26 protein-coding genes are annotated in these 26,108 nt (G+C 68.8%); 12 read left to right on the top strand and 14 right to left on the bottom strand.

What is annotated here, in order from left to right:
- Positions 1-94: 94 nt before the first annotated feature.
- Entirely contained in the window at positions 95-433 is a 339-nt protein-coding gene (locus tag ACM6LR_RS11685; RefSeq protein ID WP_414943729.1) for a hypothetical protein, read from the top strand.
- Here the strand turns inward: ACM6LR_RS11685 and ACM6LR_RS11680 are convergent.
- Positions 414-974 carry a TetR/AcrR family transcriptional regulator gene (locus ACM6LR_RS11680; RefSeq protein ID WP_414938674.1) on the bottom strand — a complete coding sequence of 187 codons (561 nt, stop codon included), beginning with the start codon at positions 972-974 and terminating at the stop codon, positions 414-416. The genes ACM6LR_RS11685 and ACM6LR_RS11680 overlap by 20 nt on opposite strands.
- Positions 975-1,100: 126 nt before the next feature.
- On the opposite strand from ACM6LR_RS11680, the gene ACM6LR_RS11675 reads away from it, so the two are divergent.
- The 3 genes from ACM6LR_RS11675 to ACM6LR_RS11665 all read left to right on the top strand — a co-directional run bounded on the left by ACM6LR_RS11675 (position 1,101) and on the right by ACM6LR_RS11665 (position 3,531).
- Positions 1,101-1,802, top strand: coding sequence for an alpha/beta fold hydrolase (locus ACM6LR_RS11675; RefSeq protein WP_414943728.1), 702 nt, complete (start codon positions 1,101-1,103; stop codon positions 1,800-1,802).
- Between the two features lie 64 nt (positions 1,803-1,866).
- Positions 1,867-2,511, top strand: a complete 645-nt coding sequence (locus tag ACM6LR_RS11670; RefSeq protein ID WP_414938676.1) for a flavodoxin family protein — start codon at positions 1,867-1,869, stop codon at positions 2,509-2,511.
- Positions 2,512-3,531 carry a LacI family DNA-binding transcriptional regulator gene (locus tag ACM6LR_RS11665; RefSeq protein WP_414943727.1) on the top strand — a complete coding sequence of 340 codons (1,020 nt, stop codon included), beginning with the start codon at positions 2,512-2,514 and terminating at the stop codon, positions 3,529-3,531. It abuts the gene before it with no gap.
- 148 nt (positions 3,532-3,679) lie between these two features.
- Here the strand turns inward: ACM6LR_RS11665 and ACM6LR_RS11660 are convergent, their stop codons facing one another.
- The 8 genes from ACM6LR_RS11660 to ACM6LR_RS11625 all read right to left on the bottom strand — a co-directional run bounded on the left by ACM6LR_RS11660 (position 3,680) and on the right by ACM6LR_RS11625 (position 12,098).
- Positions 3,680-4,312 (bottom strand): SGNH/GDSL hydrolase family protein, encoded by a 633-nt coding sequence (locus tag ACM6LR_RS11660; protein ID WP_414938678.1) that lies wholly within the window; start codon positions 4,310-4,312, stop codon positions 3,680-3,682.
- Positions 4,309-5,070, bottom strand: coding sequence for a sugar phosphate isomerase/epimerase family protein (locus ACM6LR_RS11655; protein WP_414938679.1), 762 nt, complete (start codon positions 5,068-5,070; stop codon positions 4,309-4,311). The genes ACM6LR_RS11660 and ACM6LR_RS11655 overlap by 4 nt, the downstream gene beginning before the upstream one ends.
- Positions 5,067-6,104, bottom strand: coding sequence for a LacI family DNA-binding transcriptional regulator (locus ACM6LR_RS11650; protein WP_414943726.1), 1,038 nt, complete (start codon positions 6,102-6,104; stop codon positions 5,067-5,069). Before ACM6LR_RS11650 ends, ACM6LR_RS11655 begins: the two co-directional genes overlap by 4 nt.
- 65 nt (positions 6,105-6,169) lie before the next feature.
- A complete protein-coding gene (locus ACM6LR_RS11645) occupies positions 6,170-7,612 on the bottom strand; it encodes a chondroitinase-B domain-containing protein (protein WP_414938681.1) in 1,443 nt (480 codons plus the stop codon).
- A gap of 13 nt (positions 7,613-7,625) precedes the next feature.
- Positions 7,626-8,921, bottom strand: a complete 1,296-nt coding sequence (locus ACM6LR_RS11640; RefSeq protein WP_414943725.1) for an alpha-L-fucosidase — start codon at positions 8,919-8,921, stop codon at positions 7,626-7,628.
- Between the two features lie 32 nt (positions 8,922-8,953).
- The gene (locus tag ACM6LR_RS11635) at positions 8,954-9,820 is read right to left on the bottom strand and encodes a carbohydrate ABC transporter permease (protein ID WP_414938683.1); all 867 of its coding nucleotides are present in this window, start codon (positions 9,818-9,820) and stop codon (positions 8,954-8,956) included.
- Positions 9,817-10,773, bottom strand: coding sequence for a carbohydrate ABC transporter permease (locus ACM6LR_RS11630; RefSeq protein WP_414938684.1), 957 nt, complete (start codon positions 10,771-10,773; stop codon positions 9,817-9,819). Before ACM6LR_RS11630 ends, ACM6LR_RS11635 begins: the two co-directional genes overlap by 4 nt.
- Positions 10,770-12,098: a sugar ABC transporter substrate-binding protein gene (locus ACM6LR_RS11625; protein WP_414938685.1), complete on the bottom strand. Its 1,329-nt coding sequence runs from the start codon at positions 12,096-12,098 to the stop codon at positions 10,770-10,772. The genes ACM6LR_RS11630 and ACM6LR_RS11625 overlap by 4 nt, the downstream gene beginning before the upstream one ends.
- A gap of 180 nt (positions 12,099-12,278) precedes the next feature.
- Between ACM6LR_RS11625 and ACM6LR_RS11620 the strand changes: the two genes are divergently transcribed.
- Positions 12,279-13,286, top strand: a complete 1,008-nt coding sequence (locus ACM6LR_RS11620; RefSeq protein ID WP_414943724.1) for a hydroxyacid dehydrogenase — start codon at positions 12,279-12,281, stop codon at positions 13,284-13,286.
- Between the two features lie 68 nt (positions 13,287-13,354).
- Here the strand turns inward: ACM6LR_RS11620 and ACM6LR_RS11615 are convergent, their stop codons facing one another.
- The 4 genes from ACM6LR_RS11615 to ACM6LR_RS11600 all read right to left on the bottom strand — a co-directional run bounded on the left by ACM6LR_RS11615 (position 13,355) and on the right by ACM6LR_RS11600 (position 17,842).
- Positions 13,355-14,356 (bottom strand): LysR family transcriptional regulator, encoded by a 1,002-nt coding sequence (locus ACM6LR_RS11615; protein ID WP_414943723.1) that lies wholly within the window; start codon positions 14,354-14,356, stop codon positions 13,355-13,357.
- Positions 14,353-14,994: a sigma-70 family RNA polymerase sigma factor gene (locus ACM6LR_RS11610; RefSeq protein WP_414938688.1), complete on the bottom strand. Its 642-nt coding sequence runs from the start codon at positions 14,992-14,994 to the stop codon at positions 14,353-14,355. The genes ACM6LR_RS11615 and ACM6LR_RS11610 overlap by 4 nt, the downstream gene beginning before the upstream one ends.
- A complete protein-coding gene (locus ACM6LR_RS11605; protein WP_414943722.1) occupies positions 14,979-16,334 on the bottom strand; it encodes an alpha-lytic protease prodomain-containing protein in 1,356 nt (451 codons plus the stop codon). Before ACM6LR_RS11605 ends, ACM6LR_RS11610 begins: the two co-directional genes overlap by 16 nt.
- Before the next feature lie 314 nt (positions 16,335-16,648).
- The gene (locus ACM6LR_RS11600; RefSeq protein WP_414939142.1) at positions 16,649-17,842 is read right to left on the bottom strand and encodes an MFS transporter; all 1,194 of its coding nucleotides are present in this window, start codon (positions 17,840-17,842) and stop codon (positions 16,649-16,651) included.
- Positions 17,843-17,957: 115 nt separating this feature from the next.
- Between ACM6LR_RS11600 and ACM6LR_RS11595 the strand changes: the two genes are divergently transcribed.
- The 5 genes from ACM6LR_RS11595 (at position 17,958) to ACM6LR_RS11575 (ending at position 22,908) form a co-directional block, all read left to right on the top strand.
- A complete protein-coding gene (locus ACM6LR_RS11595; protein WP_414938690.1) occupies positions 17,958-18,950 on the top strand; it encodes a helical backbone metal receptor in 993 nt (330 codons plus the stop codon).
- A complete protein-coding gene (locus ACM6LR_RS11590) occupies positions 18,943-19,971 on the top strand; it encodes a FecCD family ABC transporter permease (RefSeq protein WP_414938691.1) in 1,029 nt (342 codons plus the stop codon). The genes ACM6LR_RS11595 and ACM6LR_RS11590 overlap by 8 nt, the downstream gene beginning before the upstream one ends.
- Entirely contained in the window at positions 19,968-20,759 is a 792-nt protein-coding gene (locus ACM6LR_RS11585; RefSeq protein ID WP_414943721.1) for an ABC transporter ATP-binding protein, read from the top strand. Before ACM6LR_RS11590 ends, ACM6LR_RS11585 begins: the two co-directional genes overlap by 4 nt.
- Positions 20,760-20,850: 91 nt before the next feature.
- Positions 20,851-21,396 (top strand): hypothetical protein, encoded by a 546-nt coding sequence (locus ACM6LR_RS11580; RefSeq protein WP_414938693.1) that lies wholly within the window; start codon positions 20,851-20,853, stop codon positions 21,394-21,396.
- A gap of 114 nt (positions 21,397-21,510) precedes the next feature.
- Positions 21,511-22,908, top strand: a complete 1,398-nt coding sequence (locus tag ACM6LR_RS11575) for a PepSY-associated TM helix domain-containing protein (protein ID WP_414943720.1) — start codon at positions 21,511-21,513, stop codon at positions 22,906-22,908.
- On the opposite strand, the gene ACM6LR_RS11570 is transcribed toward ACM6LR_RS11575, so the two are convergent.
- Entirely contained in the window at positions 22,898-23,746 is an 849-nt protein-coding gene (locus tag ACM6LR_RS11570) for an SDR family NAD(P)-dependent oxidoreductase (protein ID WP_414938695.1), read from the bottom strand. The two genes, ACM6LR_RS11575 and ACM6LR_RS11570, sit on opposite strands and share 11 nt — an antisense overlap.
- An 83-nt stretch (positions 23,747-23,829) precedes the next feature.
- Between ACM6LR_RS11570 and ACM6LR_RS11565 the strand changes: the two genes are divergently transcribed.
- Together ACM6LR_RS11565 and ACM6LR_RS11560 are read left to right on the top strand one after the other, a co-directional pair.
- Positions 23,830-24,417, top strand: a complete 588-nt coding sequence (locus ACM6LR_RS11565; RefSeq protein WP_414943719.1) for a TetR/AcrR family transcriptional regulator — start codon at positions 23,830-23,832, stop codon at positions 24,415-24,417.
- A gap of 326 nt (positions 24,418-24,743) precedes the next feature.
- A complete protein-coding gene (locus ACM6LR_RS11560) occupies positions 24,744-25,940 on the top strand; it encodes a DUF222 domain-containing protein (RefSeq protein WP_414939143.1) in 1,197 nt (398 codons plus the stop codon).
- Positions 25,941-26,108 lie beyond the last annotated feature (168 nt).

Genomic DNA, 26,108 nt, shown 5'->3' with positions numbered 1-26,108 from the left:
TCCCGGCACCACACCGAAGTCGTCGACGAGGACGTGCGCGCCGGCACTTGTCACGACCGTCGAGAAGGCGCAATGCCATGGCAGAATGTCCCCTGTGGACGTCGAACCGCCCCAACACGCGCGCTATACCGACTATCGCCGGGCTTTGGCGCGAGTGGCGGACGCCGACGAGGTCGTCTTGGTGGCCGAAGTGCTCGCCGACCCGGACCGGGTGATGGCTGAGGCGGCCATCTCGGGGCATCTCGACGACCGGACGATCACGCTGAACGCGCCGCGGGCGACCGAAGACCTGCTCGCCGCCACGGATTGGTTGCAGCGCAAGGCTTGCGAATGCTCCACGTCGCCAGAAACCCTCGCCGTCCTCGCCGGGAACGGCCGGACGAAACGAGTGCGCAACGCGGCGTCATTGAAACTCAGCCGACGACGTCGGTGACCGCGCGGCGCAGCGTGCTCCGTACGGTCTGGGCGTCGTCGAGGTTCCCGCCGTGCAGCGCGCCGTCGCGGAGGAGGACGAGCGTGCGGGCGGCGTGCTCGGGGTCGGCATGGCCGGCGTCGCTCGCCAGGTCGCGGAGCAAACCGAAGAACCAGTCCCGGTGGTCGTCGATGACCTGCCTGACCCGGTGCTCGGGATCGGGGTACTCGGCGGCGGCGTTGAGGAACTGGCAGCCGCGGAAGTCGTCGTCGAGCGTGCGGTCGCCGATGATGCCCAGCGCCGCCAGCAGGGCCTCGCGGGCGGATTTACCGTATGTCGCCGCGCCGACGCCCGCGCGGATCCGCTCGCTCGTGATGTTCAGGTACGCGGCGACGAGGTCGTCCTTGGTGGGGTAGTGGCGGTAAAAGGTCGCCCTGGTCACGGCCGCCTCGGAGACCAGGCGCTCCACCCCGACGGCGTGGATGCCTTCGGCGTAGAACAGTCGCGACGCGGTCTCGAGCAGCCGGATCTTCGGGTGCGGCCCCCGGTCGGCAGTCGTCATCTTCGCAGCTTAGAGAAAGAACGGTCATTCCACTAGATGGCCCACGCCACATTGTGGAAGGTCTGACGGACGGGCATTGTTCAGACAGAAAGACCGATCGTTCTCGCTAGCTCTTAGGGAGCAACCATGAGCAACCAGAAGCCCACCATCGTCCTGGTCCACGGCGCTTTCGCAGACTCGTCCAGCTGGAACGGCGTCGTCCCGAAGCTGCGTGAGCAGGGCTACCGGGTGCTGGCGGCCTCGAACCCGCTGCGCGGGATCGAGTCCGACGCCGACTACGTCGCCGACGTCGTCAACGGAGTGGACGGCCCGGTGGTGCTGGCCGGGCACTCCTACGGCGGCGTCGTGATCAGCCGGGCGGCCACCACGGCGCCGAACGTGAAGGCGCTCGTCTACATCGCCGCCTTCCAGCCGGAGGTGGGGGAGAGCGTGTTCGAGCTGTCCGGCCGTTTCGAAGGCAGCAAGCTCGGCCCCGACACCACGAACGTCCTCGCGGCACAGGGCGAGCTGTCGATCAAGCCCGAGAACTTCTCGGACGTGTTCGCGGCGGACGTCCCCGCGGAGACCGCCGGCGTCATGGCCGTCACCCAGCGCCCGGTCACCGAGCGCGCGCTGGCGACCCCGTTCGACGGCGAGCCGGCGTGGAAGAACGTGCCGTCCTGGGCGCTGATCGCCGAGCAGGACCACGCGATTCCCGCCGCCGCGCAGGCGTTCATGTCCGAGCGGGCCGGTTCGGAGGTCACCCGGATCGAGGCCTCGCACGCGGTCTCGGTCTCGCGGCCGGACGTCGTCGCCGAGGTCATCCTCGCGGCGGCCGCCATCGCTTGACAGGTGAAACCCTCTCCGGAGAGACTGCAAAAGCGTTTTTGCAGTCTCTTTCGGGGAGGACCACGTGAAGGTCTTGGTGCTCGATTCGAGCCCGCGTCGTGAAGGGAATTCCTGGGCGCTGGCCCAGGCACTGGCCAAAGGGGCGGAGGAGGCCGGTCACACGATCGACTTCGTCCGCCTCTCGGATTTCGTCGAGTCGCCGCTGGGGGACTGCCGCCGCTGCCGGCTGAGCGACCGGTCCTGCGGGATCGCGGACGGCTACGAGCGGCTGCTGTTCGACCATGTGCTCCCGGCGGACGCGATCGTGTACGCGACCCCGCTGCACTGGTACGGCATGACCGGACGGCTCAAGTCGTTCTTCGACCGGCTTTTCTGTTACACCTCGGGGAGTTCGCCGCACACCGGCCAGGTCGTGCCGGGCTTGATGAACAAGCGTGCCGCCGTGGTGATCTCCTGTGAGGAGAGCTATCGCGGCGCGACGCTCGGCCTCGAAGCGCAGTTCCAGGAACTCACCCGGTACCTGCGCCAGGACCTCGCCGGGATCGTGGTCGGCGTCGGCAACAGCAGGGGCGAGGTGGAGCGCGATCCCGCTCGGCCGCTGGAGGCCGCGGCGGACCTCGGACGTAGGCTGGGCGACGCCCACGTCACCGACTATCGGCTGGACACCGACCGGCCGAACCGCGTTTGGGGACCGCCTGTGGAGGTCTGATTGTCGCCGACCATCCGTGATGTCGCCGCCGCCGCGGGGGTCTCGATCACCACCGTGTCCCATGTGCTCAGCGGGCAGGGCAGGATCTCCGAGGACACCCGGCGGCGCGTCGCGCGGGCGGCGGCCGAACTCGGCTACCAGGCCAGTGTGCACGCACAGCAACTGGTCACGCGGCGCAGCCGGACCATGGCGATCCAGCTCGCGAACTCGGTCGACGCGAGCAATGCCTGCGCGCTCGTGCCGAACTCGGACTACTTCCTCGAAGTTCTCAACGGCGCGGCCGAAGCCGCGTCGAAACGGTCGTATGGCCTGTTGCTGACGCCGCCGGACGCGGACCTCGACCGGCTCAACGCGTTCGCGGTCGACGGCGCCGTCCTCGTCGACCCCCGTGGCGACGAGCCGTTCTTCGCCACCGGCTGGTGCCGCGACCGCCCGCTGGTGACCGTCGGACGCCCGCTCGCGTCGCCGTGCCCCGTGCCGGTCGTCGTGGACAACGACCTCGTCACGGCGGCCCGGTTGATGCTGGATCACTTGGCGGACAACGGTTATGAGCGCCCCGCGATGATCACCACCGACACCAGCCGCTCCTACGCGGCGGATCTCGTCGCGGGGTACACCGGCTGGGCGGAAGACCGGGGACTGGAGCCGGTGGTTGTCGAGATCGACGAACCGCCGACCACCGACGGCACGGCGGCAGCGCTGGGCAGACTGCTCGACCGGGGAGTGTGCCCGGACGCCGTCTTCACTACGTCGGAGAATCTCGCGCTCGGCGTTCTCCACGAGGCTCGTCGCCGACGGCTCGCGGTGCCCGGTGAACTCGGGATCTGCAGTGCGGTGGACAGCGGTTCGCTTCGGCTCACTTCGCCGCAGGTCACCGGGATGTTCGTGCATCCACGCGAGGTGGGCGGCCGCGCGGCCACGGCGTTGATGGACCTCATCGAAGGCGGCGCTCCGGACGGCGGGCCACGCCGGATCGAAGTGCCCGTCCGGTTGAACGCGCGGGAATCGACCAGCCGCTGAGCGAGGTCCTCATGAGTGGCCCCGCGCCACTACCCGACCGCAAGTAGTCCTCTAGTGGCGGTAGTTGCAAGCGCAACTACCGCCACTAGAGGACTACTTGCGGCAGGGATAGCCGGGTTCCTCGCCGTCCGTGACCTCGGGGGGAGAGCTAGAGCCGCGGAGCTCTTTCGACCGGCACACCGGCCGCCGCGAGCCACGCTTCGGCGAGGAGCCGATGGCCGAGCGGGCTGGGGTGAACGCCGTCCGGGGCCAGCGTCGCGGCGCCGTGTTCCTCGGCGGCGCGCGGCATGAACAGATCCGCGCGAACCAGGCGGGCGCCGAACTCGGTGGCCACTTCCAGCGCGACCTCGAGACGCGGTGCCAGATCGGCTACCCAGTCGTGCTGCTCCGGTTCGACCGGCAGCAGGAACGGCGTGATGACGTACAGCTCCGCCGGAAGGTGCTGCCGCGCGGCGGACAGCAGCCGGGCGTAGGCCGCGCGGAACTTCCCGATCGGGCTCGGCAGGCCGCGGTCGAAGGTCCGCCAGGTGTCGTTGATGCCGATCTTCACGGTCAGCACCGTGGGGCGGAGCGCGAGGACGTCGGTGGTCCAGCGCGCTTCCAGGTCGTAGATCCGGTTGCCGTTGAGCCCCTTGTTGAGTACCTCCGGGCCGTCGCCCAAGCGGTCGGCGATCTGCCGGACGTAGCCCTTGCCCAGCGACGCCGGATTTCCGCGGTCGCGGCTGGAGTCGGTGATGGAGTCCCCGGCGAACAGCAGCCGATCGGCTTCGGTGAACCTCACGCGCCCGCCTCGATCAGTTTGCGCAGCGAGTCGGCCTCACCAGGGATGAGGTGGGGATCGTTGTCCGGGACGAACTCGAGCAGCGCGTCGAGCGGTCGTTCCGCCCGCGCGAGCAGGGCGAACGCCCGCGTCCACAAGTCCGTCCTCGCGGTCAGCGGATGCCGTTCGTTGCTGGGCCACCACGAGAAGACGTGTACCGCGCGAACCCGGTCGAGGACCAACTCCAGTCCCGCCAGCGCCTGCTCGTCCGGCAGGTCCTGCGGTGGTTGCCAGTAGGTGCCGAGATTGTCGCGACCGACCTCGTCGAGTAGCCGGACGGTCGACTCGGCGGTGTCGGTCAGCGTCCCGCCGTGGAACTCCAGCGCGACTTCCAGACCGTGCCCGCCCGCGACGTCGGCGGCCTCACGGAGACCGGCGACAACCTGCTCCCGCTCTTCGGGGTCGACGTCCGCTGAGCCCGCTTTGCCCGCCCACACCCGGATCCTGGTGGCACCGAGCCGGACGGCGGTGGCGGCGATGTCGCCGAACTTCCCGGCCTCCATCGGGGTGGCGCGGAAGTAGGACCCGTAGGAATCACAGCTCAGGCCGTGCTGTGCCATGGCTTCGAGTACGCGGTCGGCCGCCCAGTCGTCGCCGGGACGCACATGGACGTCGGCGCCCCACTCGATCACCTGAAGGCCCGCCTCCGCGGCGCGGCGGGCGACCGCGTCGGCGTCCAGTCGTCGCAGCGTCACCGAACACAGTCCCGGCCGGATCATTTTCCCTCCAACGGTTGAGTACTTTCCCGCAGCACGACCTCGCCGGTGATCGGTTTGACGCGGGGGCCGTCCGCGCGGTCGTCGAGGATGAAGTCGAGTGCTTGTTCGCCCATCCGCTCGATCGGGACGCGCACGGTGGACAGTGAAGGCCGGATGTCGCGCAAGGTGATGATGTCGTCGAATCCCGCGATCGCGATGGGCGACGGCACCTCCAGGCCGTGGTCGCGGCAAGCGGCCATCGCGCCGACGGCCATCACGTCGTTGACGGCGAAAACGCAACCGCGGAAGCCGTTCTCGATCGCCCGCATCATCGCCGCGTAGCCCCCGTCGCGGGTGAATTCCGCGCGCAGCACGCGGTTCTCGGGCAACGGGATGCCCTGTCGGATGAGGCCGTCACGAAAACCCAGGACACGATCCCGCGAGGTCATCAGGCCGGGTGGCCCGGCGAGGACGAGAAAATCGCGGTGTCCGAGGATGACGAGCCGTTCAGCCAGATCCGCTGCTCCAGCGCGGTTCTCCAGCATGACGGTGTCGAACGGAAGCTTCCGCTGCCCGATCACCACGACCTGGCCGTCGGCGGCCTCGAACGCCTTGAGTTCCTTCGTCAGATCTCGTTCCAGGGCATCGCCCTCGTTGCGCGACCCGGCGAGGATGACCGCCCGCGCCCGTTGCCCGCGCAACGTCGTGACGTACTCGAGTTCCTTCTCCGGACGGTTTTCCGTACTCGCGATGGTGACCGTCAGCCCGTGCCGGGCGGCCACGCGCATGACCCCGGACGCGATCGAGGAGAAGTACGGGTCGACGATGTCGTGCACCAGCAGGCCGACGACGTTGCCGCGGCCGCGGGCCATTGCCTGCGCGGGCACGTTCGCGGTGTACTGGAGCCGTTCCGCGGCCTGCAGCACCGATTTCCGCAGGTCCCCGCTCACCTGTCTGGTCCCGCCGTTGAGCGCCCTCGACGCCGTCGCGAGCGACACTCCCGCCTCACGGGCGACGTCGGCAAGGGTGACCGAACCCGCGGCGCGCTGCGGCATGGTTCCTCCTCGGTGGTACGGGCTCACGCCGGCGAGGACGGCCGCCGGCGTGAGCCCGGGTTTCGCTACGGAGCGGCGGGGCCGACGTCCGCGGTGGTGAGCGGCCGGTTCGCGATGGCGGCCGTCGAGTACTCGTCCGCCCCGACGTCGCGCCGGCTGCCGCGGGCCTGGCCGTCGATGTCGAACGCGGTCGGCGCGGTGGACAGCGTGGCCGCGTTGATCGCGGGGCTGTTCGAGGCGAGGCGCGAGACCCCGTCCGACGCCTGCACGAGTTTCGGGTCGATCCGGCGGAAGGTGCCTGCCGGGATGTTGCCGTCCCCGCCCGAACCCCACAGGATGTTGCCGGACCACGTGAAGTTGCCCGTGGTGCTCATCGAAACCAGGTCGCCGTTGCCGCCGACGAAGATGTTGTCCGAGATCGTGCAGTCGCGCGGTTCGATCGTCCGTTTGGTCTCGCCGGAGAGCGTGCCGCCGTTGTTCAGCAGCGTGTTGTGCGCGATGAGCACGCGGTCCGCCGCGTCGTTGCCGCGCCGCGATTCCTTTGATTCACCCGGGAAGTGGTCTCGAACGGAGCCGCTGCCGACGACCAGCGCGCTGCTGGACACTCCGGCGACGTAGTTGTTGAGGATCTTGTGGTCGTTGCCGTAGATCCGGATGCCTTCCTTGCCGCCGAGGATGAAGTTGGCTTCGACGACGGACTTGTTCCCGTGGCGCAGCACGATGCCGCCCAGGCTGTTCCGGATGGTGTTGTTGCGGATGAAGTTGCCCGACGACTTGACCGAGATCGCCTCCGGGTCGCCGTTCGCGCGTTCGAAGAGGTTGAACTCGATCTTGGCGCCGGCGGTGCTGAGCGCACGCGGGCTGACACCGAGCCGGATCGGCTCGCCGCCGTTGTCGCCGGCGAAGGTGTGGTCGGAGAAGTAGTTCCGGAAGACCTCGACGCCGGACGCCATCTTGTCGTCGTCCGCGCCCTCGATGCAGAGCATGACGCCGAGCGTGGTCTTGTGGTGGAAGTGGTTGCGGTCGATCTTGCTGTTGTCGGCGCGGACCATCACCCAGTGCAGGTCTGTGATGTCGGCGAACTGGAGATCGTTGCGGGTCAGCCGGATCCGCGAGCAGTTCGGCGGGATCTCCAGCGTGGTGCTCTGGCGGAACTTGAACCCGCTGATCGTGACACCGGTGGAGTCGTCGAAGACGAAGCTCTGCTCACCGTTGAGGGTCACTCCACCGCGGGACTGCGCGACGATGGTGATCGGCTGGTCCTTGGTGCCCCGCCTGCCCTTGATGCTGATCGGCTTGCCCGTGGGCACGGTGTATGTGCCGTTGTTCACGGTGATGACCGCGCCGGCGGCCGCCGAATTGATGGCGTTCTGCAGTTCGGTCAGCGAACTGACATTCAGCGCGCACAGCCCCTTCGGCTTGGCCGACGCCGTTCCGGCGGTGACCCAGGGGACGGTGACCAGCGCGGCGCCGAGAGTGGCGCCGGTGAGGAACCTTCTGCGATCCATGATGCCTCCGTGCTCAATCGGTGGGGAGGGTTTCGGCGGCGGGGCTGGTGAGGAACAGCTCGATCACCGGGACCGGGGTGTCCGGTTTCCGGATGGGGAGTTTGAGGGTGAGCGTGCCTGCCGGCTGCCCGCCCATCTGGGTGTTCTGCGCGGTCTGTCCTGGATCCGTGTGCACCTGCCGGATTTCCGATGCGTCGTCGAGCAATTGGGCGTAGCGGACGCGCCCGGCCATCCCCGGCAGGTGGACGTGGTTCATCGGCCAGCTGAACAGGTGCAGGTAGAGCCGGTCTCCGCGCTGGGTGTAGCGGCCGTCCGCGGGAGCGGTGAACTCGGCGGGACCGCAACCGCGGACGGAGCGTTCGTGCCGGTCCATCCAGCGGCCGAGTTCGGCGAGCACCGCGTGCGCACGAGGGTCGATCTCGCCCCGGCCGTTCGGCCCGACGTTGAGCAGCAGGTTGCCGTCCTTGGACACACCGTCGACCAGCATCCGGATGAGCAGTTCGGGGCTCTTGTAGTCGAAGTTGTCGCGGTCGTAACCCCAGCTGCCGTTGAGGGTCTGGCACGCCTCCCACACCACCGGGACGCCGTCGCGGGTCATCGGCCCGGACGGCTGGTACTGCTCCGGGGTGATGAAGTCGCCGGGAATGCCGGTGCGGTCGTTGACCAGGATGCCGGGCTGCAGTTCGCGGACCAGGTCGAGCAGGCCGGGGGAGTCCCAGTCGTCCGGTCCCTTGCCGCCCCACCACTCTTTGCGGCCCTGGTACGAGAAATCGAAGAACAGGTAGTCGATCGTGCCGAAGCGGGTGAGCAGTTCGCGGACCTGACCGTGCAGGTACAGCTGGTATTCGGCGATGTCGGCGTACTGGTGCGCGGCGATGTACTCCGCGTCGTCACGGCGGGGATGGGTGCCGTCGACGGGGAACGCGGGATGGTGCCAGTCGATCAGCGAGTGATAGAAGCCGACCTTCAAGCCTTCCTCGCGACAGGCGTCGACGAACGGGCCGAGCAGATCCTTGCCGTACGGCGTGTTCGTCACCTTGAAGTCGGTGAGATCGCTGTCCCACAGGCAGAACCCGTCGTGGTGCTTGGTGGTGAGCACGACGTAGGTCATGCCCGCGCCCTTCGCGGCCCGTGCCCAGGCGCGCGGGTCGTACTTGTCCGGTTCGAAGTGGTCGAAGTAGACGCGGTACTGCTCGTCGGTCAGCTCTTCGCGGTTCTGCACCCATTCGTGCCGGGCGGCCAGCGAATACAGGCCCCAGTGGACGAACATCCCGAACCGGTCGTGGGTGAACCAGGCGGTGGAACTCACTTCAGGATCGCTCCTTGATTGTCTTTGGTGCGTCAGCCCTTCAGTGCGCCCGAGGCGAGGCCGCGGACGAACGAACGCTGGAAGAACAGGAACGCGGCCACCGAGGGCAGCAGCGCCAGCAGCGAGGCGGCCATGATCACGCCGGGTGTCACGTCCGCGTCGATGCGCAGCGTGCGCAGGGCCAGCGGCAGCGTGTAGGTCGAAGCGTCGGACGAGACCAGCATCGGCAGCAGGTACTGGTCCCAGATCATCGTGAAGCCGAAAACACCGATCACGCCGAGCGCGGGCTTGCACATCGGCAGGATGATCTGCGCGAAGATCCGCAGATCCCCGGCGCCGTCGATCCGCGCGGCCTCTTCGAGTTCGCGGGGCACGTCCTTCATGAACTCGGTCATCACCAGGATCGAGAAGGCCCACGCGCCGAGCGGCACGATCATCCCGGCCAGGCTGCCGATCAGGTTGATGTGCACCACGGGAAGGTCGGACAGGATCAGCGAGAGCGGGATGGCGAGGATCTCCTCCGGCAGCATCAGCGTCGCCAGGATCGCGACCAGCACGAAGGTCATGAAGCGGAACTTCTTGCGTGCCAGCGCGTATCCGGCCAGCACCGAGACGACGACCTGCAACAGCAGGCCGAAGCCGACCACCAGGAAAGAGTTGAGCAGGTACATTCCGACGCCGTGGTCGAACGCGATGCCGAAGTTGTCCAGGGTCGGGCTCGACGGGATGACGCTCAGTGCCGTCGGGTCGGACACGTCGCTGAACGCGCCGACCAGCAGCGCCAGCAGCGGGCCGGCGAACACCACCAGCAGAAGGGCGTACACGGTGTACTTCAGGATCCGTCCGCCCGGCGACTTGACGGCGTCGAGGCCGAGTGCGGAATCGTTGGCCGCGGTCATGCGTCTCGCCTCCGTCGGAGCACTTGGACGAACAGGGTCAGCACGAGCGTCGCGAGGAACAGCAGGACCGCTCCCGCCGCGCCGACGCCCAGCCGGTTCTGTTCCAGTCCGAGTTTGTAGATCAGGGTCATCGCGACTTCCGTCGAGCCGTTCGGCCCGCCGTTGGTCAGCAGGAACACCTCGGTGAACACCCGCAGGCCGCGGATCGCCGCGAGGACGAACAGGATCGAGAACACCGACCGCAGGCCGGGCAGCGTCACGTGGAGGATCTTGCGCCAGCGGGAGGCACCGTCCACAGTGGCCGCTTCGTAGAGCCCGCGGTCGATTCCCGCCAGGCCTGCCAGGAAGATCATCATGTCGTACGGCGCGCCGCGCCAGATACCGGTGACGATGACCGAGATCATCGACGTGTCGGGATCGTTGATGAAGCCAGACGGCCCCAGCCCGACCATGCCGAGGATGGAGTTCAGCATCCCGTCCTCGGTCGGGTGGTACATGATCCGCCAGAGTTCGGCGACCACCGCGATCGGCACGACCACCGGCAGGAACGCCGCCGACCGCAGGAACTTCAGCCGTTTGCTCTGGCCCTCCATCAGCAGGGCGAGCGCGAGGCCGATGACCATCGACCCGACCGTCTGCCCGACGGCGATCACGATGGTGTGCCAGATGGCGGAGTGGAACGCCTCGTCACCGAGGACGGTGCTGTAGTTCTGCCCGCCGACCCACTGGTTGCCCAGGTACGGCTGGACGTCCTGGAAGGACATCGTGACCGCGGTGATCATCGGGATGAACTTGAAGTACACGAACAGGATCAGGGCGGGGGCCAGGAACACCCACGGCGTCCACCATTTCCCGTCGCGGCCGCTGCGCCCGCGGGCCTTCGGCGCGGGCGTCCGCTTGGCGGCGGGACGGTCCGCGCCGACGGCAGCCGGCTTGGCGTGATCTACGGTCATGACGCGCTGATCCCCTGTTGCTGCAAGGTCGCGGTGAGCTTGGTGTCGAGTTTGGACAGTTCCGCCTTGGTGTCGAGCTTGCAGTCGGCGACGAGCGCGCTGACCGTGTCGGCGGTGTCCTGGCGGACCGGCGTCCAGTTCGGGATGGACGGTGCGTAGTGGCCGGACTTGGCGTAGATCTCGGCGTAGGTCTTCCAGCGCGGGTCCGGGCGGACTTGCGCGATGTCGACGTTCTTGTTCACCGGGAGCTGCACGATGAAGGCCGACTCGCCCGCCATGCCGATCTTCTGGCCGTCGGTCGAGATCGCGAAGTCACCGAAGGCGTCCTGCCCGGCCTGGTTCGGGGAACCGGCCATCATGTAGATCGACAGCCCTTCGGCCAGGACGTCGGAGTTCTTGGCACCCTTCGGCATCGGGACGACCTCGTACTTGTCCTTGCCGAGCGACTTGTCGAAGCGCGGTAGCAGATACGGGCCGACGACGTACATCCCGGCCTTGCCCGCCTCAAAAGTCTCGTTGGTCGCCGGGGTCGGCATGGTGACCGAACCGGGCTGGATCACGTTGTCCTTGCAGCCGAGGTCGCGGAACCACTGCACCGCGGCCTGGGATTCGGGCGTGCTCATCGACGGCTTGTACTTGCCGCCGCCCGCCTCGGTGATGAAGTCGCCGCCCGCGGCCCACAGGAAATTGGAGAAGTACCAGGAGGCGTAGCCCCGCTTGGTCGACAGCGTCGCGGTCAGCCCGGCGGTGTCGTTCTTGCCGTTACTGTCGGGGTCGCCGGTGGTGAACGCCTTGGCGAGGTCGACGAGTTCGGGCCAGCTCTGCGGCACGCTCTTGCCGAGCTTCTCGCGCCAGTCCTTGCGGATCAGCAGCGCGGAGGCCTGAGCGCTGTACGGCAGGCCGTACAGCTTGCCGTCCGGGGTCTGGTTGGACTTGAGCGCCTGCTCGGTGAGTTCCGAGGCGTGCTTGATCTTGCCCTGTTCGACCTCGCGGACGAGGCCCTGGCTCTTGAGGGTGCCGACCTGCGTGACGTCGTTCATCACGATGTCCGGCAGGTCGCGCTGGGCGGCACGCTGGGCCAGCTTCGTCTCGAAGTCGTCGAAGATCGCGGTCACCTGCACCTTGAACCCGGTGGCCTTCTCGAAGGCTTCGGCGAGTCGTTTGGTGGCCTGCTCACCGGCGCCGCCGGGAGTCGTCCTGGTCCACAGTTCCAGTGGTGCCTTGGTGTCCTGCGCGACGTTCGTGCCGGCGGGACCTGCCGAGCAGCCCGAAACGACCAGCGCTGAGACGGTGAGTCCCACGCCGATCCATCGCGATTTCCGCATCGCTTCTCCTGTTCACTGTGGACCACGCTGTCTACTCCGCAGGGACGGTAAGCGCTTTCACAGTCTCCGGTCAATGGTCCGATGATTACGAATTTCCATCAACGGCTGTTGCCTATCCGTCGGACTTGCCGCCCGTGGACCGGTTCAGGCATCCGATGTATGGTCGCCGCGGAGGTAGGGATGACCGAGCTGCAACACCGCCCGACAGCGCTTCTCGTGATGGAGGAGCGACGCCGCGACGACGTTTACCCCGAGGCGGTGCTGAAGGAGATCGGGGCGCTGGCGGATCTGCGCGAGCCGCTCACCCGCGAGCGGCTGGCGGAGCGCCCGGAGGCCATGGATGGCGTCGAAATATTGCTCTCGGGCTGGGGATCGCCTGTTCTTGACTCCGTACTGATGGCACACGCGCCGGACCTGCGAGCGGTGCTCGTCGCCGCCGGATCGGTACGTCCGCTGACCACGCCGGAGTTCTGGGCACGCGAGATCCCGATCGTGTCGGCCGCGGCCGCGAACGCCGTTCCCGTCGCCGAGTTCACCCTGGCCCAGGTCCTCTTAGGACTCAAACAGGCGCATCGCGTCTCCCGTGAGATCCGGGAGCGGCGGTCCTACCCGCCCGATTCCAGGGTCGCCGGCGCGTACCGCTCCAGGGTCGGGCTGCTCGGTCTCGGCGAGATCGGTGCTCTCGTGGCGTCGCATTTGCGGAGTTTCGACGTCGAAGTCCTCGCGAGCGATCCCGTCGTCGACAGCGCGGCCGCCGCCGAACTCGGCGTCCGGCTGGTGGGGCTGGACGAACTGTTCGCCACCTGCGCCGTGGTCAGCCTGCACGCGCCGCTGCTCCCCGAGACCGAGGGACTGGTGAACGGGGACCTCGTCGGCCGGATGGGCATCGGCGCGACCCTGATCAACACCGCGCGCGGCGCCGTGGTCGACGAGCCGTCGGTCATCCCGGTGCTCGGCGAGCGCCCGGACCTCACGGCGATCCTCGACGTCACCTGGCCCGAACCGCCCGTACCGGACTCGCCGCTCTACACGCTGCCGAACGTGGTGCTCACCCCGCATCTGGCAGGCGCGCTGGGTGCCGAGCGGGCGCGGATGGGTGAGCTCGTCGCGCGGGAACTGCGTCGGTTCGTGCTCGGGCAGGCGTTCCAGCACGCCGTCGCGCCGGATCGAGCCCACCTGCGGGCCTAGGCCGGCCATGCTGGGGGAGGTCGGAACAATTCGGGCTCGGGCTCGACTGCGTCCAGTGCTGAGCCCGGTCAGGTGCCGAGCCAGCCGGGATTGGCGGCCGCCCACTCGGGAAGCCGGTTCCAAATCGCGGCCAGCTCGGCGATCGCCCGCACCAGTCCACTTCGGACGGCCGGGACGTCGACCGGTGAGCCGTCGCGCCACAGCAGGAGATGCCGCGTCCTCAACGGCACACCCCGCAGGGCCACCACCGTGCCGGGCGTCGTGGAACCGGAGTCGAGTGACCGGGTGAGCGCCACTGTGCGGGGATCGTGCCGCAAGGTCTGCCGTAGCACCGCCGGTTCCAGCTCTCGCATGGTGATCGTGCCGAGTCCGGCGCGGGCCCATTCGTCCTTCAGATGATCGTGGAACGCGTCGTCCCCGCCCGCCGGAGTCAGCCAGGTCGAGTCGGCCAGCTCCGTCAAGGACACCTCGGCGCGCCCGGCGGTGGGATGCCCTGGAGACACGATCACGAAAACCGGCTCCGTTCCTACGGGAAGCATCTGGACACCGTCCGGGGGAACGATTTCCTGGCCCGGATGGTCGACGTACAGCGCCAGTTCCACCGTGCCGTCGAGAAGCGCGGAGAACAACGCCGTCCTGCTGGTCACCGTGAGCAGTTCGACCGGACGGCCGGGGGCGACCTCGGCGACCACGCCGCTCACCGTCTCGGCGAAGACCGTCGGGAGGGCGCCGATCCGCAGCAGGCCGTCGGCCGGTGCGCGGTCGAACCAGCGGATCGCCTGGTCGAGGTCGTCCGCCGCGGCCACCACCCGCCGTGCGTGGCTCAGCAGCACCTCGCCAAGAGCGGTGGGGCGCACGCCGTGCCGGTCCCGTTCGAACACCGTCCGGTCCAAGATCCGCTCCACCCGGTGGAGTTGTGCGCTCAGCGCGGGCTGGGAGAGTCCGAGCGCGGCCGCGGCCTTCGCGATGCTGCCCGCCGACGCGATCGCGTCGAGGAGGCGAAGATGCCGGACGTCGAATTCCACCGGCCAGGTCTGTCCGTTTCCGGGACCGATCAGAGGGCTGATCACAGGTCGTCCTCGCTGACGATCGTGCGGAGTTTGTGCAGGGCGCGGTGCTGGGCGACCCGGACAAGGCCAGGGCTCACCCGCAGGACCGCGCCCGTCTCGGGCGCCGACATGCCGACGGTGATGCGCAACCGGAGGATCTCCCGCTGGATGCCGGGCAGGGTGCTCATCAACCGGGTCAGCCGGTCGTGGCCGTCGGCGGCGAGGGCCTGTCGTTCGGGCTCGTTGGGCTCCGGCGTCGCGCGATCGGGCGGATCGGGGGTGGGTTCGGACCTGTCCCGGGCCCGCACCCGGAAGGCGTCGGCGACCTTCCTGGCAGCGATCCTGAGGACGGCGGTGAGGAAGGCGCCGCCGGTGACCCGGGCCGTGGGAAGCGCGGTGAGCACGGCGAGGCAGGTCTCCTGCGCGACGTCCTCGGCGGCGATCACCCGTGCGTCGGTCCCGCTCATCCGGCTGCGGCAGTAGTTCGCGACGACCGGCTGAACGAGGCCCATCAGCTCCCGGGTCGCGGCGGGGTCGCCGCGACGGGCGCGGGGGACGAGGGACTCGAGATCCGCCGTCAGCGCGACGTTGTCGGGGGAAGGAGCCGCCCCCGGCGAGGTGAGCTCACCGGGGGCGGTCCAGGTCAGGCGAGTTCCCAAAGCGCGGGCACGTTCGGCGGTTCCCAGCCGGGCATGGAGGTGTGCGGCTGGATCACGCGGTAAGTGCTACCGCCGTAGGTGGTGGTCGCGCCGGAGCCGTAGTAGGTGTACGGCGCCCAGGTGCCGCCCGGCGGGTTCGACGTCGTCGGGCTGGTCGGGGTGGTGGGCGTGGTCGGCGTCGTGGTGGTGCTGGACGGCGGGTTCCCGCTGACCGTCAGGCGCAGGCTGTAGACGCTCAGGATCTCCGTGATCGGCTGGAAGTAGATGGTGCCGCCGGAAGTGCAGTTGCCGGAGCCACCGGAGGTGACGCCCTGCGCCTGGTCGCCGGTGATCCACGAGCCGCCGGAGTCGCCGGGTTCGGCGCAGGCGTTCGTGCGGGTCAGGCCGGTGATGGTGCCCTCGGGGTAGGTGACCGAGGTGTTCTTCTGCAGGATGGTGCCGCAGCGCCAGCCGGTGGTGGAGCCGGAACGGCACACCGACGAGTTGACCGGGGCCTCCGTCGAACCGGCGACCGGCACGGTGCCGGGGTAGCGGTTCACCAGCGGACGCGGGGTGTTGCCGGCGTCGGCGCGGACCCAGGCGTAGTCGTTGCCGGGGAAGCTGGAGCCGGCGACGGTCCCGCTCGGGTTCGAGGTGCGGGTTCCGGTGGTGCCGCAGTGGCCGGCGGTCACGAAGCCGCCCTCGACCGCGAAACCGATGGAGCAACGGCCGGAGCCGAAGGTGTAGGCGTTGCCGCCGATGATGTCGATCAGCGCACGCGGCCGCTCGGTGCTGGCCTCGACCCGGACCAGGTCGGCCTGGACACCGGACTCGGCGGCCCACGACTTGGCCGCGGCTTCGCCACCGGCGTTGGCCAGCACGACGATCGAGTTGGTGGTGACGTCGGTGTACCAGCCGGGCACGGTCTTCGGTGCCTTGGCGGACTTGGCGGACTTGGCGTCCAGCGCCAGCTTCGCGGCGTCGAGCTGGGCGGCGCTGCGGGCGACGGTCTTCGGGGTCGCGCCCGCGGCGCGCACCAGGTCGGCCTGGACGGCGTCGGTGACCGCCACGGTGAGCGCGGTACCGCCGGCGTCCAGCCACGATCCGGCGTACGAGGCGCCGAGCTGCCTCTTCAGCGTGTTGTCGGCGACCGCGGCGCGCTGCTCGCTCGCGACCCGGAGCTTGGCCTGTTCGGGGCTGATCTTCAAGTCGCGGGACAGCGCGGCCAGCATTTCGGACTGTGCCTGGTCGGCGGCCGTGACCGGTTGACCGGCACTCGCGCTCGGGGTGAGGGCGATGGCCGTGACCAAGCCCGCCCCGGTAATGGCCGCGGCTGTGGCGGCGAGGATCTTTTTGTTCATGTCAACGCTTTCCTCGAAACTGGCGGGGGAGGGAGGTTCGTTCCCGACCGTACGAGGCACCTCACGTGACTGGTACATACCATTTGGGTCATATCACCCGGCTTGAGCGTGGGGTGATATGGCGGCCCGTCATGGTGATCCTGCAGGCACTTCCGTTGCTGTGCAACGGTTTCAGTCAATGGGAAAAGGGGATGTCCGCCGTGCCCGATTCGGTTCGCCGCGGTGCCCCAATCGTCAATACCGTACTTTTGAGGGGTAGGGCAAAGGGTACGCCACAACTTCTCACAGAGTGAGGAAGTGCCCGAGCGCAAAACTCAGACGTTCTTGACCGGTGCGGTTGCGTGGAAGTCGCGCGAAGAAGGAACGAGCGCGGCGGCGGCCGGAGCGGCGAAGCAGATGACGGTGCACACCGCCAGCACCGGTACCGCGCCGAACTGGCCGATCGCGGGTGCGATGAGCGCCAGCCCGGCGGGCGCCAGGCCGTAGGAGAACAGGAAGTCCAAAGAGGACACTCGAGCGAGCTTTCCCGGTTCGACCTCCCGCTGGGTCGCGGTGAACCACGGGACGTTGAACAGTTCGATGCCCAGTCCGGCGACGGCGTAGGCCGCGATGACGAAGGCCGGGTGCACCGGGAACAGCAGGCTCAGTGGCGCGAAGCCGTAGCAGCCGAGTCCGATCAGCGCCGCCCAGCCCTGCCGCCGAGGGCGCCGGCGCGCGATGACGACGGCACCCGCGAGCGCGCCGAGTGTGTACGCGGTCAGTCCGACGGCCAGGACGGCTTCGGTGTCGTAACGGTCGCGGCTGACCATCGGCAGCACGACGCCGGTGGCGGAGTAGCCGGTTGCGATCACGGCGGTGAGTGCCCCGAGTCCGGCCAGGAACCACGGGTGACGGCGAGCTTCGCGGAGCCCTTCGGCGAACTCGCCGAAGAAGCGGGTCTTGGCGGTCGGCGACGGCGCGAAGGTGCCTCCCGGCGGGATCAGCGCCGCGCCCAGCCAGAGCACGCCGGTGCCGATGACGAGGACCGACGTGGAGGCGAACTGCGACAGCAGGGCGGTGAGACCGGGCGCGACCAGCGTCGTGACCCGGACGGCCAGGGTCATCGCGGCGTTGGCCTGCTGGCGCTGGTCCTCGGCGATCACCTCGGCGGTCAGCGCCTGGAACGCCGGGCGGCACGCGCCCTGGCCGATGCCGACGACGGTGGCCGCGACGGCCATCAGCAGGACGGATCGGCCCATCCCGACCGCGATCAGGGGAGTGGCGAGACCGGCGATGAGTCCTGCCCAGAGCACGACCTGGCGGCGTGAGTGCCGATCGGCGAGTACTCCTGCCACCGGGACGGCCACGAGGAATCCCGCGGTGCGCGCGGCCAGCACGATGCCCAGGTCCACGGCTGAAAGTGACCGTTCGAGCACGGCCAGCCCGAGGATGAACGGCAGCGCCCAGGTCGCCAGCCCGGAGGTCGTGTTCCCGGTCCAGAGCCGTCCGAACGACAGGCTGCGGAACACCGGGGTCCGTGTCTGCGCGGTGTCGTCGGTCACGGGGTCTCGCACCTCAACTCACTTGAAATCGGTAATCGTTATCGGTAAGCCTATCGGGTGACACTCGAGGGCTGGAGGATCCATGGCATTTCCCGTACGGCTGGCGACCGCGTCCGTCGTCATGGCGCTGGTCGCGGGCTGCGCCACCGGCACATCTGATCAGGGTGCGCCTGGCGCCGCCGCACCGGGCGCGATCGAAAGCTGCGGCAAGCGGTCGTCGTTCGCCGCCCCACCGCAGCGCGTCGTCGCCTTGGACCAGTCTTCGACCGAGACCCTGCTCGCGTTGGGCGCGGGCGGCAAGATGGTCGGGACGGCCAATCTGAAGACCAAGGTGTCGCCGGAGCACGCCGCGGAGTACGCGAAGATCCCGGTGCTCTCGCCCAAGGTTCTCACCGCCGAACCGCTGCGCGCGGCGAATCCGGACTTCGTGACGGCCTCCTTCAAGGAGCTCTTCACCGCGGACCGCGCGGGCACCCGTGACGAACTGGCGGCCCTCGGCGTCCCCACCTATGTCAGCGCGGTCAACTGCCCGTACGGCAAGGCCGACGCGTTCGAGCGGTTGTTCCGCGACTACGAGAACCTCGGCAAGGCACTGGGCGTCGCCGATCGCGCCGGTGAGCTGGCCACCGCTCAACGGGCGTTGCTCGCCGAGGCCCGTCAGAAGGCCGCGAAACGACCGCAGGGCCTCAAGGTCGTGTGGGTCTACTCGGTGTTCAAGGACGTCCCGTATGTCGCCGGGCGCACCGGGATGCCGAGCGAGATGAGCCGGATCTCCGGTGTCACCAACGTTTTCGACGACATCGACCAGGAATGGCCGGAGGTCTCGTGGGAGGCGATCGCCGACCGTGCCCCCGACGTCGTCGTGATCGGCGACCTCTCCGAACGCGGCAACCCCGGCGACACCGCCGACGAGAAGCTCGCGATGATGCGCGCGCATCCGGTGCTCTCGCAGCTGCCGGCGGTACGCGACGGCAAGGTCGTCAAGCTGCCGGGGATCGAACTCGACGCCTCCGTGCGGACGGTCAACGCCTTGCGTGCCTTCGGTTCCGGGCTCGACACCCTCGGTCATGGCTGAACCGGCGAGAGTCCGGAGCCGAGGGCTCCTGGTCTCCGGCTGGCTGCTCCTGCTGATCGTGTCGCTGGTCGTCGCGACGCGCGCCGGGCTGGGAAGCGGGATCGGCTGGGCGGAACTCGGCCGGGCCGCCGGTGTGCGGCTCGGTCTTCCCGTCCAGCCGTTGCCGCGGCTGGCCGATTCGCTGATCTGGGATCTCCGGGTGCCGAGGGTGCTGCTGGCGGCGTTGGTCGGTGCGGTGCTGGCGGTGTGCGGCGCGGCCCTGCAGAGCGTCACCCGTAACGCGCTCGCGGATCCCTATCTGCTGGGCGTCTCCTCCGGTGCGTCCACCGGCGCCGTCGTCGTGGTCGTCCTCGGCTTCGCCGGTTCCCAGCTCGGTGTCACCGGCGGCGCGTTCGCGGGCGCGCTGATCTCGTTCGGGCTGCTGATGCTCCTGTTGCGGCGCCGGGGCGTCGACTCGATGCGGATCGTGCTCACCGGTGTCGTGATCGCCGAACTGTTCGCCGCGCTGACGTCGCTGGTGATCATGTCCTCCGGTGACGCGGACAGCACGAGGGCCTTGGCCCACTGGCTTCTCGGTTCGCTGGCGCCCGCCCGGTGGCAATCGGTCGCCGTCTGCGCCGTCGCCGCCGCGATCGGGCTGCTGGTGATCTGGTCCTGTTCGGCGGCGCTGGACGGATTCGCCTTCGGCTCGGACACCGCCGCGTCCTTGGGGATCGACGTCCGCACGACCCGGACCGTGCTGCTGGTCACGACTTCCCTGCTGACCGCGGTCGCGGTGGCGGCGGTGGGCGCCATCGGCTTCGTCGGGTTGATCGTCCCGCACGGCGTGCGGTTCCTGACCGGGCCGTCGCACCGGTTGCTCCTGCCGCTTTCGGCGGTGGCCGGGGCGGTGTTCCTGGTGTGGACCGACGCGGTGGCGCGGGTGCTGTTCGCGCCACTGGAGGTGCCGGTCGGCGTGTTCACCGCGCTGGTCGGCGTTCCACTGTTCCTGCTGGTACTGCGCGGACGGGGAGAACTGTGAGGATCGAAGCCCGCGGGGTGGACTGGGGCGTCCCCGGCAAGAGGATCGTGCGCGAGGTGGACCTCGTGGTCGAGCCGGGGGAGACCGTCGGCATGATCGGGCCGAACGGCTCCGGCAAGTCGTCGCTGTTGCGCTGCCTCGCGGGGTTGCGGGCTCCGACGGCGGGCTCGGTCCACTACGACGGTGTCGACATCTCCACCTGGCCGGTGCGGACGAGAGCGCGGCACGCGGCCTTCGTCGAGCAGAGCGCCGAGACCGAGAGCGATCTGTGCGTCGCCGAGGTCGCGATGCTCGGCCGCACGGCCTACCGCTCCCGATGGCGGGCGCCGGACGCGACGGACCGGGCGATCGTCATGGCGGCGCTGGACCGGCTCGACCTCGGAACGCTGGCCGACCGGCCGTGGAAACAGCTCTCCGGCGGCGAGCGCCAGCGCGCCCATCTCGCACGGGCGCTGGCGCAACGTCCGTCGGCGCTGCTGCTCGACGAGCCGACCAACCATCTCGACATCCGGCATCAGCTGGAGCTGATGGACCTCGTCGCCGGAACCGAGCAGACCGTCGTGATCGTCCTGCACGACCTCACGCTGGCCGCGCGATACTGCGATCGTCTGGTCTTGCTGCGGGACGGAACGATCGTGGCGGACGGCCCGGCCGGGGACGTCCTCACCGAGTCCTCGCTGCGGGAAGTGTTCGAAGTGGACGCCGAAATCGGCCGTGACCAGGACGGATACCTGTCCGTCCGCTACCTCGGCGCGAGCAGGAAGGATAACGAACGGATAACGCCGTGATCCGCGGCCGACCTCGAACCGTAGTACCCGATATGCCCCGGGCGTCATCGATACGCGACAGCGGGCCCGGTCGCGTTCTACTCTGCCACCCGTGCGCGTGCTGACCCCGACCCGAGGCCCGGCCCGGCGCCTCCGGGGCGGTGCCGTGGGGGTGCTGACCGGCAGCCTGGCGACCGGTGCCCACCTCGGCGCCAGCGGGCGGATCCCCGATCTTGGCGTGGTCGTGCTGCTCGTCGCCCTGCTGAGCTGGGTGGCGTACGCGCTCGCCGGGCATCAACGCGGTCCGCTCGCCATCCTCGGCTTGGTGGGCGGCGGGCAGTTGGCGATGCACGCCTCCCTCACCTTCCTGGTCTGGGAGTCGCACTCCCCGCACGCCGAAATCCCGGACAACGGTCTGCTCATGACCGCCGGGCACGCCGCCGCGACCCTCGTGGTGGTCGCGGTGCTGGCCGGCGCCGAGCGTGTGCTGTTCGCCCTCATGACGCTGATCGCCTCGGTCCTCCCGCGCCGCCTGACGCCGTGGCCCGCGACAGCGCCGCTGCGGATCCACGTCCCACTCGCGGTGAAGCACCCCGCGACCGAGGCACTTCTGCGGGACGTCCTTTCCCGGCGCGGTCCACCGGTGTTGTTCGCCTGATCCTCGAAACCCTGCCGAGACCCGTGTCGCGGCAGGGCTCAGCACGTGCGCCGTGACCACTTCCGGCGTACGGCGCAGGCGCACGTCTCCCCACCGACGCCTCAGGAGTTCCCCATGGCAACCCAAATCGAACCGGCCACGAGCCCGCCGCGCGCGTCCGCCTGGCGCGGACTGTTCCTCCGGCTCCACTTCTACGCCGGCGTCCTCGTCGGTCCTTTCGTCCTCATCGCCGCGCTCACCGGTGTCCTTTACGCGGCGACTCCGCAAATGGAGTCGTGGGTCTACTCCGACCAGTTGCGGGCACCCGTCGGGCTGAACCAGGTCTCGCTCGCCGACCAGGTCAAGGCGGCGCAGGCGGCCAACCCCGGCGGTGACCTGGTCGCCATCCGCCCCGCCCCCGAGCCGGGCGACACGACCCGCGTGCTGTTCGCCGAGGAAGGGCTCGGCGAGTCCGAACGACGAGCGGTCTTCGTCGACCCCGCCACCGCGCAGGTGCGCGGGGACCTCGTCGCGTATGGCTCGAGTGGCTCCCTGCCACTCCGGACCACCCTCGACCAGTTGCACCGCAACCTGCTGCTCGGTGAACCGGGCCGGCTCTACAGCGAACTCGCCGCGTCCTGGCTGTGGGTGGTCGCGCTGGGCGGCCTCGTGCTGTGGGTGAGCCGCCGTCGTGCCCGCCGGACCGAAAAGGCCGCGAAAACGGTGTCCCCACGCGGAAAATCCGTCCGCAGGCACGGATCTGTCGGCCTGTGGGTGCTGCTCGGCGCACTGTTCCTGTCCGCGACAGGGCTGACATGGTCGACGTACGCGGGCGAGAACGTCTCCGCGCTGCGCGAATCCCTCGGCTGGGCGACCCCGGCGTTGAAGGTGACGGGCACCGACGAGCACGCTGGTCACTCCGGGCACGGGGAAGCGCCCGCGGCGCCTGCCCCCGTCCGGCCCGAGAGCGTGGACGCGATGCTGGCCTCCGCCCGCGCCGCCGGAATCGACGCGGCTTCGGTCGAGATCGGGCTGCCCACCGAACCCGGATCTCCTTGGCAGGTGGCAGAAGTCGAACGCGGCTGGCCGACGCAGGTCGACGCCGTCGCGGTCGACGGCACCACCGGGCAGATCCTCGGCGAGGTGCGGTTCGCCGACTACCCGCTAATGGCCAAGCTCGCCCGCTGGGGAATCGACGCGCATATGGGCGTGCTCTTCGGCTGGCCGAACCAGATCTTGCTGCTCCTGCTCGGCGCAGGTCTGGTCACGCTGGTCGTGCTCGGCTACCGGATGTGGTGGCGGCGCAGGCCGACCAGGGCCACCGGGCTGACGTTCGGACGGCCCATCCCGCGCGGACAGTGGCGGAAGGCGCCGCCCGCTCTGGTGGCGGGGCTCGTCGTCCTCGCCGCCGCGATCGGCTGGTTCGTGCCGTTGTTCGGCATCAGCCTGCTGGCGTTCCTGGTGATCGACCTGCTGCTGGGCCTCCGGCCCGGCCGTCGGTCCAAATCGGACTCCGCCGACGTCACCGTGTGACCTCGACGCCGATGAGACCAACGCTCGCCGCCCACAACCGGGCGGCGAGCGCGGTGTCGGCCAGCTTCCCGCGCACCGGCTCCAGCCGTGGCTCCCCGCGCAGGCCGAATACCCGGGGGCCGAACATCTCACCGCCGCGCACGTCCGGGTCGAGAACCGCGCGGACGGCGGGCCAAGCCCCGGCTTCCTTGCCGTGCAACAGAAGTCCGGCGGGAAACTTCCGGCCGCTCGGCGCCGCGTGCACCGGCCTCGGCGGTGTCAGGGAGTCGAGCGCACCACCGGGATGGTTGACGACGCTTAGCGCCGTGCTCCCGGCCGCGCGCTTGGGCTGGTAGTCCCGCTTGCTCTGGAGGTCGTCCAGGTCGAGTTTCGCGGACTTGCCCACGAAGCTGCCCGTGGTGACGACGCGACCGGCCTCCGCCGCTTCGAGCAGCGGCATGAGGTGGTGGACCAGGACGAAATGCCCGAGATGGTTGGTGGCGAACGTCAGTTCGTGGCCATCGGCGGTCTCGCGCCTCGGTTGATTTTCCAAGAGCACGCCGGCGTTGCAGACGACGGCGTCGAGCCGCTCGATCTCCAGGGTGTCCACGGAGGACTTGAGGGACGCAAGGTCGGAGAGATCGAGCCGCAGGTGCCCGAGGCTCGTGTCCGGGACCCGGGATCGGATCGACGTCATCGCGGCGGCGGCCTTGGCGGCGTTTCGGCTGCCGAGGAGCACGGTGGCACCGGAACCGGCGAGCTGTTCGGCGGTGAAGTAGCCGATACCCGCGTTGCCGCCGGTGACCAGGAAGGTCTTGCCTTCGGCACGCGGTGGATGGCGAACGCCCCAAGAGGTCATGGCGGGCTCCAGGGCAAAGTCGAACTCACTCCGAATATACATACATTTCGAGTTCGGACTTCATCCGATGGACCGTGGGTGGCATGACACAGACCGAGCCGGGCAGGCGCGAACGCAAGAAGGCGGCGACCCGCCTGGCCCTGTCGGTGGCGGCGCGGGACCTGTTCCTGGAACGGGGCTTCGACAACGTCACCGTCGCGGAGATCGCCGACGCCGCGGACACCGCGGTGTCCACGTTGTTCGCGCATTTCCCCGGCGGCAAGGAGGCGCTGGTCCTCGGCCACGGGCGTGCGCGCGAAGAGGCGCTGGCCGCCGCAGTGCGTGACCGCGCCGAGGACGTCTCGATCCTGCAGGCTTTGCGGGACTTTCTCGCGACCCGTGGCCCGTTCGACCCGGATCCCGATCCGCTGTCGCGCCGCGTCGCGGATCTGGTGGTCGCCACCCCGGCACTGCGCGCTTACGCGAGGACACTCTGGACCGGTTGCGAGGACGCGCTCACAAAGGTCATCGCCGAGCAGTCCGGCCAGGACGATTTCTCCGTGCGGCTGCTGGCCCGCTATGTCCTGGAGATTCCGGACCTGGTCGGTGTCGAACCCGATCCCGGCGCCGCGCTGGACGCCGCGTTGGACGCCGCGTTCACCTTTCTGCGGCGGGGTTGGCCGGAGTTCTGAGCCGAGATGAAGGGTCTGCTGCCGCGGTCCGGTCATCGCCGGCCGTCGGATGCCGGACCAGGTGCGGCCTCATGGACCATGGGCGGCACGATACGACACGGCATCGAACTGCAGAGCCCGGACCGGCACGGCAGATCCATGACGAGTTCGACGAACTCGGCCGACCTGCCGGATTCGTTCAAACAAAGCCCCGCCGAACGATGGCGCGGCACACGCGAAACTAACGAATCGGCGGACCAGGGTTGTGCCCGATTCTTGTCGGTGGTCGGTTGTAGGTTCTTTTCGTGGCTACTTCTGGGGCCGAACTCTTGGCCGTTCTCGAGGAAATGACCGATCCCGATCGTTTGGAGGAGATCAATGCTTTAGTGAGTTCTTTGGATGACAAGGAATCCATGCTTGTCGCGAAGAAAGTTAGTGTCGCTCTCGCGCGTCTTGAGGCAGTGCGGTTTCGGGCTTTGTCGCGGTTGAGTGAGGTGCGCGGCGGGGTGCGGAGCATGGTGCAAGAGGTGGCGATGGATCTGCACCTTGTGGACGGTTTCGCGGGTTCTCTCGTGGCGACCGGTGTAGCTTTGACGTCGCGGTTACCGAGGACGTTGTCGTTGATGGACAAGGGAAAGATCGACGGTCACTCCGCCATCAAGGTGTCCGAGGCGACGGCCTGGCTGTCCGATGAGGACTCACTTGTCGCGGATGCGGCGCTGGAGTCGAGGTTGCCGGAGAAGAACAGCGGCCAGGTTCGCAAAGCGGCGAGCTACGCGGCGATGAGAGCTGATCGAGCCGGCGCCGACCGGAAGGCGACCGAATGCAGGGAAGGACGTCGGTTGTCCATGGCACAAGGTGAGGCCGGAGTCGCTTCGATCGAGGTGGTGGACGGCCCGGTGGAGAAGGTCACCGCCGCCTATCAGCGGATCAATCGTGAGGCTCGAGCACTTCGGAACCAGGGAGATTCGCGGACGATGGATCAGCTTCGGGCTGACATCGCCCTGGACCTGCTTCTGGGTGGACAGGGCGGTGTCTCGGAACGCACCGAGGTGTTCCTGTACATGGACCTCTCCACGTATCTGGGCTTGAACCATGATCCCGTGAAGATGGCAGGGCACGGCCACCTCCCCGCCTCGCTGGCACGCCAGATCGCCGCGGGACCGAACACCGTGCTCCGGCGCATCATCACCGACCCTCTCAGCGGCCAGGTCCAAGACTTGGGCAGAACCCGGTATCGCCCCGACGCGGCGACAGCCGAATTCGTCCGCGTGCGGGACCGTGAGTGCCGAAGAGCCGGCTGCAACCGGGCCGCCCATGCCTGCGAACTCGACCACTCGATTCCGTGGCAGTTCCAGGGCGAGACGAACGTGGCCGACCTGGTCACCTACTGCCCCCGTGATCACCGGTTGAAAGACGAACCCGGCTGGATCTATCACCTCGACCCCGATGGCACCTTGAAGATCACCACCCCGACCGGACAGATCCACACCAGCACGCCGCCGCCACTGCACGACCCACGGCCGGAACCGCCGCCGTTCTGACTCGTTGCCGCGAAACGGCGACGAGTTGTTTGTGGTCGTGTCGAGCTGTTCCCGTGTGGCGGCCAGACTGGCTTGTCTCGTGCTCGGTGGTGGGGTGTCGCCGCAGAATGGCAACGACCACGGCTGGCGGCCTGACCTAAGCTGCTCGCCTGCTGGGTTCCCCTGGGG

It is taken from the genome of Amycolatopsis sp. cmx-11-32 (assembly GCF_047608695.1).
In the GTDB taxonomy this organism is placed as follows: Bacteria; Actinomycetota; Actinomycetes; order Mycobacteriales; family Pseudonocardiaceae; genus Amycolatopsis.
Note: the sequence above shows the minus strand (reverse complement) of the source record. Positions and strands in the feature narration are given on the sequence as shown.